Annotated in this window: 10 protein-coding genes; 3 read left to right on the top strand and 7 right to left on the bottom strand. The window is 69.0% G+C overall.

The window, feature by feature from the left end:
* Position 1: 1 nt before the first annotated feature.
* Both ACWELQ_RS28760 and ACWELQ_RS28765 read right to left on the bottom strand, forming a co-directional pair.
* Positions 2-220, bottom strand: a complete 219-nt coding sequence (locus ACWELQ_RS28760; RefSeq protein ID WP_452400163.1) for a DUF4287 domain-containing protein — start codon at positions 218-220, stop codon at positions 2-4.
* Between the two features lie 74 nt (positions 221-294).
* A complete protein-coding gene (locus tag ACWELQ_RS28765; protein WP_452400164.1) occupies positions 295-714 on the bottom strand; it encodes a DUF4267 domain-containing protein in 420 nt (139 codons plus the stop codon).
* A 91-nt stretch (positions 715-805) separates the two neighbouring features.
* Between ACWELQ_RS28765 and ACWELQ_RS28770 the strand changes: the two genes are divergently transcribed.
* From ACWELQ_RS28770 to ACWELQ_RS28780, 3 genes are all read left to right on the top strand, one after another.
* Positions 806-1,384, top strand: a complete 579-nt coding sequence (locus ACWELQ_RS28770; protein ID WP_452400165.1) for a TetR/AcrR family transcriptional regulator — start codon at positions 806-808, stop codon at positions 1,382-1,384.
* Between the two features lie 67 nt (positions 1,385-1,451).
* Complete coding sequence (locus ACWELQ_RS28775; protein WP_452400166.1) at positions 1,452-2,933, top strand: phytoene desaturase family protein; 1,482 nt, start codon at positions 1,452-1,454, stop codon at positions 2,931-2,933.
* Between the two features lie 41 nt (positions 2,934-2,974).
* A complete protein-coding gene (locus tag ACWELQ_RS28780; protein ID WP_452400167.1) occupies positions 2,975-3,376 on the top strand; it encodes a DUF3052 family protein in 402 nt (133 codons plus the stop codon).
* 15 nt (positions 3,377-3,391) lie between these two features.
* On the opposite strand, the gene ACWELQ_RS28785 is transcribed toward ACWELQ_RS28780, so the two are convergent.
* The 5 genes from ACWELQ_RS28785 to ACWELQ_RS28805 form a co-directional block, all read right to left on the bottom strand.
* Positions 3,392-4,318, bottom strand: a complete 927-nt coding sequence (locus ACWELQ_RS28785) for a cation diffusion facilitator family transporter (protein ID WP_452400168.1) — start codon at positions 4,316-4,318, stop codon at positions 3,392-3,394.
* A gap of 76 nt (positions 4,319-4,394) precedes the next feature.
* Positions 4,395-5,624: a mannose-6-phosphate isomerase, class I gene (gene manA / locus ACWELQ_RS28790; RefSeq protein WP_452400169.1), complete on the bottom strand. Its 1,230-nt coding sequence runs from the start codon at positions 5,622-5,624 to the stop codon at positions 4,395-4,397.
* On the bottom strand, positions 5,624-6,805 hold the full coding sequence (locus ACWELQ_RS28795) for a tobH protein (protein ID WP_452400170.1): 1,182 nt from the start codon (positions 6,803-6,805) through the stop codon (positions 5,624-5,626). Before ACWELQ_RS28795 ends, manA begins: the two co-directional genes overlap by 1 nt.
* A gap of 73 nt (positions 6,806-6,878) precedes the next feature.
* On the bottom strand, positions 6,879-8,255 hold the full coding sequence (locus ACWELQ_RS28800; protein WP_452400171.1) for a phosphomannomutase/phosphoglucomutase: 1,377 nt from the start codon (positions 8,253-8,255) through the stop codon (positions 6,879-6,881).
* A gap of 79 nt (positions 8,256-8,334) precedes the next feature.
* Positions 8,335-8,724 carry a DUF3499 domain-containing protein gene (locus ACWELQ_RS28805; protein WP_379362691.1) on the bottom strand — a complete coding sequence of 130 codons (390 nt, stop codon included), beginning with the start codon at positions 8,722-8,724 and terminating at the stop codon, positions 8,335-8,337.
* Positions 8,725-8,942: the final 218 nt, after the last annotated feature.

Raw genomic sequence — 8,942 nt, forward strand, 5'->3', positions numbered from 1 at the left:
CTCAGCGTTCCCACTTGCCGGGGTTGAGATGGAACTGCGCCAGCGCGGTCGCATGGCCGTGGCCCATCTCGTGTTCGGTCTTCAGCCAGTTCACCAGATCCTTCTGACCGGTGAGGCCGGTGGCGGTCATGGCGGCGAACCAGTCATCCACGGTGCGGCCGTATTTCGACTCGATCGACGGGAAATACGAGGCGGGTCCGTGCGGCTTGGTGGTCGCCATGTCTGTCTCCTTGTCCGTGGTGTCGAAGGGTAGGACGCGACGGCTCCCCGGAATTCATCGCGGTGTGACGCGGGTCATGCTGTGACGGCGCGGGTTTCGGCGGTCCGCTCTTTGACCAGCAGCAGGCCGGTGGCGGCGACCAGTGCGGCGGTCACGCCGTGGACGCCGAGCGCGGTGGCGGTCGAACCGTCGTGGCGCAGGATGGAGAGCATGTCGCCGGTCGGGATGAGGGCCGTCACCAGCATGGCGATGCCCGCGGACTTGCGCTGCCCGGCGACGAGCAGGGCGACGGGGACCAGGCCGGAGATGACATCGCGGACGCCCTTGACGTTCAGGAAGTCGGCGGCCTCCCCGGCGGGGTAGTTCCGGAAGCCGAAGCCGGGGGCCATGGCCTGGGGATCGGTCATGTAGCGGATGCCGACATAGCCGATGAATCCCGCTCCGGCGACGGTGAGGGCGGTGGCGATGCGGGAGGTGAGGCGCGAGGTGGTCATTATCGGTGCTCCATTTTCTAGCGCTGCTAACTGATGAAGCAACGCTAACTCATACATCGGTAGCTTGTCTAGCGGTGCTAGAGTTTTCGTCATGAGCGCCATACAGACCCGCAAGGAACGCGAGCGCACCGAGCGACGGCAGCGCATCGTCGACACCGCCCGCGAGATCGCCGAGACCGACGGCTGGGACGCGGTCACCATCCGCAAGCTCGCCGACCGCATCGAGTACAGCCAGCCGGTGCTGTACAGCCACTTCGCGGGCAAGGACGCCATCGTGTCCGCGGTCGCCCTGGAAGGCGCGGGCGAGCTGGCCGCGGCCGTCCGGGAGCTGCGGGAAGCCGCCGACGGACCGGAACAGACGCTGCGCGCGGTCATCCAGGGCTACCTCGCCTTCGCGCGCGACAACGCCGCGCTCTACGACGCCCTGTTCCTGCTGCGCACGGATCTGAAGTTCGGGCCGGACGCGCCGCAGCAGCTCAAGGACGCGTTCATGGAACTGGTGCTCACCTTCGCCCCCTACGCGCCGCCGCACGATGTCGAAACCTTCACCGAGGTCGCCTGGAGCACCCTGCACGGGCTCGCGACCTTGGATCGAGGTGGCCGGCTGCGGCCCGACTTTCGCGACCAGCGAGTGGAGATTCTGGTCGCACAGTGGGTGCACGGGGAGTGACCAGCGATCGTCGTGACCGATCCCACGGTTGCCGCGAGTGAGGCTGTCACCGGCCTAGTCTGGATCCATGGCTGACGCTGTGGTGGTCGGATCGGGTCCCAACGGGCTTGCGGCGGCGGTGATCCTGGCGCGGGCGGGACTCGAAGTCGAGGTGTACGAAGCCGCCGACGGCATCGGGGGCGGCTGCCGGACGGGGGAGGTGACGCTACCGGGGTTTCACCACGATCTGTGCGCGGGAGCGCATCCCATGGCGATCGCGTCGCCGTTCTTCCGGGCCTTCGATCTGAAGGCGCACGGGGTCGACCTGCTGACGCCGCAGGTGTCGTACGCGCATCCGCTCGACGGCGGGCGGGCGGGGCTGGCATGGCTGGACCTCGAGCACACGGTCGACGGGCTGGGCCGCGACGGGCGCTCGTGGAAAAGGTTTTTCGGGCCGCTGGTGCGCAAGTGGGAGGACCTGGTCGGGCTGATCATGTCGGACCTGCGGCATCTGCCCATCGATCCGACCGGACTGCTGCGCATCGATCCGGGCATCGAGTTGCGGGCGGCACGGCGCATGGTCGAGCAGTCGACGCCGTTGTGGAACCTGCGGTTTCGGGAGGAGATCGCACCGGCCATGCTGACCGGCATTGCGGCGCATGCCATCCGGCCGCCGCGCAGCATCGCGGGGGCGGGCGTGTCGATGCTGCTCGGGACGCTGGCCCATGTCGACGGCTGGCCGGTGCCGCGGGGCGGCAGCCAGGCCATCATCGACGCCATGGCCGAGGACCTGAAAACCCATGGCGGCCGGATCATCACGGGGCATCGCGTCGATTCGCTCGACGACTTCGCCGACGTCCGCGCGGTGCTGCTCGACCTGGCCCCGGCCGAATTCCAGCGCATCGCAACGCTTCCGGCCCGCTACGACTTCGCGCTGGACAAGTTCCGGTACGGGGGCGCGGCCTGCAAGGTCGACTTCGCGCTCTCGGGACCGGTGCCGTGGCAGGCACACGGCTGCGACCGCGCGGGCACCCTCCACCTCGTCGGAACCCGGGCAGAGGCCCAGGCGGCCGAAAAGGCGGTGGCCGCGGGCAGATTCGCCGACAACCCGTACGTGCTCGCCATCCAGCCCGGCGTCGTCGACGACACCCGCGCACCCGCGGGCAAGCACACCCTCTACACCTACACACACGTCCCCAACGGCTCCACCCGGGACATGACCGAAGCCGTCACCGCCCAGGTCGAACGCTTCGCTCCCGGTTTCCGCGACCTCATCCTGGCCAGCAATGTCCGCACCGCCGCCACCATGCCCGCCCACAATGCCAACTACGTCGGCGGCGACATCTCCGCGGGCGCGATGACCTTGCGCCAGACCGTGTTCCGGCCCGCGCCGCGCTGGAATCCGTACTCGACCCCGCTGCCCGGCGTGTATCTCTGCTCGTCGGCCACGCCACCGGGCCCGGGTGTGCACGGCATGAACGGCTACTACGCCGCCCGGCACGCGCTGCGGCGCGAGTTCGGCGTGCCCACCGATCCGCTCGAACTGCTCACCGACCACTGGCGGCTGTGACGCGATCCCCGACGGTCGCACTCACGGGCTAGGCTGCGCGCATGGCGGGATACTCGGGCACGCCCCTGGCACGGAAGCTGGGGATCAAGGCCGAATCGCGGGTGCTGGTGTCCGGCGCGCCCGACGGATTCACCCTGGGCGAGCTGCCGGGCGGGGTCGAGGTGCATCAGCGGGCCGGGGCCGGGCCGTACGACGTGATCGTCGGTTTCTGCCTCGATCGGGCGAGCATGATCCGGCGGTTTCCCGGATGGCAGCAGCGGCTGGCGACGGCCGGAGGGCTGTGGGTGGCCTGGCCCAAGAAGGCGAGCGGCGTCGCCACCGATCTCGGTGACAACGCCGTGCGGGACTTCGGATTGGGTCGCGGCCTGGTGGACAACAAGGTCGCCGCCCTCGACGACACCTGGTCGGGCCTGCGGTTCGTGGTCCGCCTCGCCGACCGCTGACCGCCCTGCCGATGACTACGGGTGCACCGCGGGGGTGCGGTAGAGGTCGGGTTCGATGTAGATGACCCGCGCCACCGGGACGGCCTCGCGAATGCGCGACTCGGCGCCGTCGATGGCGGCCGCCACATCGGCGATCTCCAGCCCGGGAACCACGGAAACCTTTGCGGCCACCAGCATCTCCTCGGGGCCCAGGTACTGGGTGCGCAGGTGGATGACGCGGTCGATGTGCTCGTGGTCGACCATGGCCGCGCGGATCTTGCGGTCGTCCTCGGGCGTCGCGCCCTCGCCGATGAGCAGGCTCTGCATCTCGATGATGAGGATGATCGCGATGGCGCCCAGCAGGATTCCGATGGCCAGGGTGCCGACGCCGTCCCAGATGGGGTCGCCGGTGATCATGGTCAGGCTGATGGCCGCGAAGGCGAAGACCAGGCCGATGAGGGCGCCGGAATCCTCCAGCAGCACGACCGGGAGTTCCGGATTGCGCGAGTTGCGGATGAAGCGCCACCAGCTCGCGTTTCCCTTGAGGGGCGCGGACTCTCGCATGGCCGTGGTGAAGCTGTAGCCCTCCAGCGCGATGGCCAGCCCGAGGATGGCGATGGCGACGATCGGGTTGGACAGTTCCTCGGGGTGCTGGATCTTGTGGATGCCTTCCCAGATCGCGTACAGCGAGCCGAGGGCGAAGATCACCAGCGCGACCACGAACGAGTAGAAGTAGCGGTTGCGCCCGTAGCCGAAGGGATGGAGCTGGTCGGCTTCCTGTTCCGCGCGGCGCTGGCCGAGCAGCAGCAGGCCCTGGTTGGAGGTGTCGGCGACCGAGTGCACCGCCTCGGCCAGCATGGAGGCCGATCCGGTGATGGCCGCACCGACGAATTTGGCTACCGCGATACCGGCGTTCGCGCTCAGCGCCGCCAGGATGGCCTTCTTACCGCCGCCCGCAGACAATGCGACCGCCCTTTCCCGAGATGTCCGTTTTGTCCGTAAAACGTGCTTCAGACCGGGAGAGCCTACCGTCCGCTGGTCACTCCTCGCCCACCGCCGCACAGAACAACTGCGCGGGGCCGTCGATCGCCTCGGCGCGAATCCCGCCGTCGGCGGCCGAGATCCAGGCGGCGTGACCGCACTCCACGATCAGATCGTGACGGCCCTGGATCAGCTTCACCCGACCGTGCGTGACCAGCGCGATGACCGGGCCGGACTTCACCACCGGCGTCGGATCCGAGCCGTCGGCCAGTTCGAAACGGGTGAGGCCGAATTCGGGGGCCGGGGTGTGATAGCGGAACACGGTGTCGGACACCCTTTCCGGCTCCACGATCGGCAGTTCCAGCGGCTCGAAGTCCAGGACCCGAAGCAGCTCCGGTACATCCACGTGCTTGGGGGTGAGACCGCCGCGCAAGACATTGTCGGAGTTGGCCATGATCTCGACGCCGACGCCGCGCAGATACGCGTGCAGGTTTCCCGCGTCCAGGAACAGGCCCTCGCCGGGTTCCAGGGTGATCCGGTTGAGCAGCAGGGCCGCCAGCACGCCCGCGTCGCCGGGATAAGCCTCGGCCAGCTCGAGCGCGGTACGCACCTCGGCCACGAATTCCTTACCGGTGCTGCCGGTCCGAGCCTCCGACAGGTACCGCACGCAGCCGTCGAGGACCTTGGGCAGCAGGGTGCTCAGGCTGCCCTGCGGCAGCGCGATCCAGGTGGTGAACAACGTGCGCAGCCCGGCCGAATCGGGCTGGGCGGCCAGCAGTTCGGCGTACTGGGACAGCTCCGGCACGTCGATGGCCTCGAGCAGCCGGACGGTCTGGCGCGGGTCGCGGAAACCGGCGAGCGCCTCGAAACGGTTGAGCGCCACCACGAGTTCGGGCTTGTGGTTCTCGTCGCGGTAGTTGCGCAGCTTCGAGTCGAGGGCGATCCCGCTCTGGTTCTCCCGGGCGAAACCTGCCCGCGCCTGTTCGGTGCTGGGATGCGCCTGCAACGACAGCGGCTCCTCGGCGGCCAGGATCTTCAGCAGGAACGGCAACCGCCCGCCGAATTCGCCCGCGACGGTGCCGAGTTCACGCTGCGGGTCGGCGCTGACGAATTCCAGCAGGGATTCGCTGTGGCCGTTGACCTGTACCCGCGCCGGATCCGCGGGGTGTGCGCCGAACCAGAGTTCCGCTTCCGGATGCGCGGAAGGAACCGGTCGTCCGCACAGCTGAGCGAGCGCGGTGCGCGAACCCCAAGCGTAGGAACGCAGCGCACCAACGAGTCCGTGCACTAGTAATTGCCCCCGTCGTAGTGTCCCGGTCCGGTGGCCGGGCGGGAACCGAGTAGTCGAAGATAAGCGGCCGCCATCTCCAGCCGAAGTGCCAGCACCGCAAGCTTTTCCAGCTCGGTGCGATGGGTGGGCGCGGCGGCGCCCTCGTCGGCGGCCGGTGCGGCGCCCGCCACCTCGGCGTCCACCGTGACCAGGTCGGCGTCCACCAGTCCGGCGTCGGAGCCGCTGAACACGCCCAGGCGGCGGCGCACGGCCAGCTCGTCGGGATCGGCGCTCAGCACGAAGATCCGCACCTGCTCCACCGGGGCCGGACCGTCGAGCTCCTCGTCGTGGAAGAGCGGATCGAAGTCGGGCGCGGGCACGCCCGCCGCCGACACCAGTCGGCCGTGCGCGGCAATGGCTTCCGGCAGCGTGACACCGGTGACGATCTGCCCGGCCGCGGCCAGCAGTACCTCGGAGCCGTGCGCGGCGAGCACCCCGGCGGCCCCGGAATCACCGGCCAGCAGCACCCGCTTGCGCTGCTGCATACGGGTGGCCAGGGTCTTGGCCGGATTGTGGAACGCCTCGTAGGTGGGGCCGTCGCGCAGCGCCTCCTCGTCGAGCAGGTCTGCGAGCGCGTTCAATTCGGGCACCAGCGGCCCGGTGCGATGCGGGTCGATGGTGGTGAGCACGGCCAGCCCGGCCGCGAGATAGCGCAGCATGCGGTTGTGGTCGAGCACCCGCACCCGTGGCGCGAGGATGGTGGCGCGGCCGGCGGCGGCCGCCCGGATCGGGCCCTCGTCGGGGGCGGCGACGACCACTTCGGCACCCCGTCGAAGCGCTCGGTCCACCGCCTCGGCCAGGCGCGGATCGCCCGCGTCGTCACCGGCGACGAGCACCACGTCCAGCGGGCCGACCCACGGCGGGATCGACGTCGCGGACACCAGCGGCATGCTGGTGCTGTCGCCGAGGGCGGCGATGAGGAGTTCGGCGGCGCGCTTGGCGCGGCCGCTCCCCGAGACCAGGACCAGACTGCGGGGGCGCAGATCGGTCAGGCGAGACAGGGCATCCTCGGCCAATGCCGCGGCGGTCGCCCGTACCTGGGCTCCCCCGGACGCCGCGGAACGGAGCACTCCGCCGGCGTCGGCCGCCTCCAGCGAGGCGACGTCATCGAGATCGAATATCGGTGTCCCAGCGATCATCGGGCGTTGCCACCTCCCCTCATCGGGTCACCAGACGCTGGTGAATCCAAGCTCTGTGATTCCACTATTCCAGTCAGGCGCGGACGATGCTCAGGATCTCGGTTACGAGTGCGTCTACTTCGTCCTGCGATCGCGCCTCGACATTGAGCCGCAGCAGCGGTTCGGTATTGCTGGCGCGCAGGTTGAACCACGCGCCGTCGGCCAGCTGCACCGTCACACCGTCCAGCCGATCGACCGATTTCGCTCGCTTGCCGAACGCCTCGAGGATCGCTTGGGTGCGCTCCTGGGCATCCGCCACTGTTGAGTTGATCTCTCCGGAGGACGCGTATGTTGCATACGCGGAAGCCAATTCCGACATCGGGCGGTCCTTCTCGCCCAAAGCCGCCAAAACGTGCAGGGCCGCGAGCATGCCGGAGTCGGCGCCCCAGAAGTCGCGGAAGTAGTAGTGCGCGGAGTGCTCGCCGCCGAAGATCGCTCCGGTGGCGGCCATCTGCTGCTTGATGAACGAGTGGCCGACGCGGGTGCGCACCGGGGTGCCGCCGAGCTCGGTCACCAACTCGGGCACGGCCTTCGAGGTGATCAGGTTGTGGATGACCGTCGCGCCCGGCTCCTTGGTCAGCTCGCGCTCGGCGACCAGACCGGTGATGGCGCTGGGGGAGACCGGGTCGCCCTTCTCGTCCACCACGAAGCAGCGGTCGGCGTCGCCGTCGAAGGCCAGGCCGATGTCCGCGCCGGTCTTGCGGACGTAGTCCTGCAGATCGACCAGGTTCTTCGGATCCAGTGGATTGGCTTCGTGATTGGGGAAGTTGCCGTCGAGCTCGAAGTAGAGCGGCTCGATGGTGAACTGCGGCAGGGTGCCCAGCACGGCGGGCACGGTGTAGCCGCCCATGCCGTTGCCCGCGTCCACCGCGATGCGCAGCGGGCGCGAGGTGCTCAGGTCGACGAGCTTGTTGAGGAAGTCCGCGTACGCCTGGAGGAGATCGGTCTTGGTTTCGGTGCCACGCGGGCCGTCGAACTCCGGAACCCCGGCGATGACCTCTTCGGTGATGGTGGCCAGACCGGTGTCCTGCCCGACCGGCAGCGCCTTGGCCCGGCACAGCTTGATGCCGTTGTACTTGGCCGGATTGTGGCTGGCGGTGAACATGGCGCCGGGGCAGTCGAGGTGGCCGGAGGCGAAGTACAGCTCATCGGTGGAGGCGAGGCCGATGTGCACCACATCGAGGCCCTGAGCGAGCACGCCGTCGGCGAAGGCGGCGGCCAGTTCCGGTGAGGAGTCGCGCATGTCGTGACCGATGACGATGCGCTGCGCGCCCTCGGCGCGCATCAGCCGGGCGAAGGATCCGGCGACGTCCCGGACGAAGGCCGCGTCGATCTGCTCGCCGACCACTCCGCGAACGTCGTATGCCTTGATGACTGCTTGAACGGACTCGGCGGACCGGGCGACTGTCATAAGGGACACCCTAGTAGTTGACGCCGACGAGTCGCATTCGGTGCTGCCCATGTCCCCTGACCGCTCCCACGGGGCGACGTCAGTTCGGGGGATCCGGTAGGACGCGTAGATGCCCTCTCCGGCCGGTGCGCCCCGGGCGGGCCGGGCGCTGCGGGGCGGGGGCGTAGTCGCTGTAGCCGCGCGGATCGGGTTCCGGTGCGCGACGGCGCAATCCGGCCTCGCGGACGGCTTCCGCGAGCGCGGTGAGATCATCGTCGTCAGGAGTCGAGCTGGAAAACCCGCCCTCGTGCCGGACCAACTCCCATCCCTTGGGCGCGGTGATCCGGGAAGCGTGGGTCTCGCACAGATCCCAGGAATGCGGTTCCGCGACCGTGACCAGCGGACCGACGACCGCCATCGAGTCGGAGTACACATAGGTCAGCGTCGCAACGGCCGGGTTTTTGCAGCCTGGACGGCAGCAACGACGCATGGGGATCACGCCAAGCAGGGTAACCCCCCTCGCGCCCCGCCGGTAGCGGACACGCTCAACGACCGGCTTATGGCCTCCGATACCTGCCCGGGGCGGAGCGGAGGCCGGATTGAATACCACTAAGGGTTAGATTCAAGGTATGACCCGTTCCCGTAAGAGGCGACCGCCCACCGCGCGGTCGGTCATCCGCCGTGGGCGGGGTGTGCGCGGGCCGATGT

This window comes from Nocardia sp. NPDC004722 (assembly GCF_053601505.1).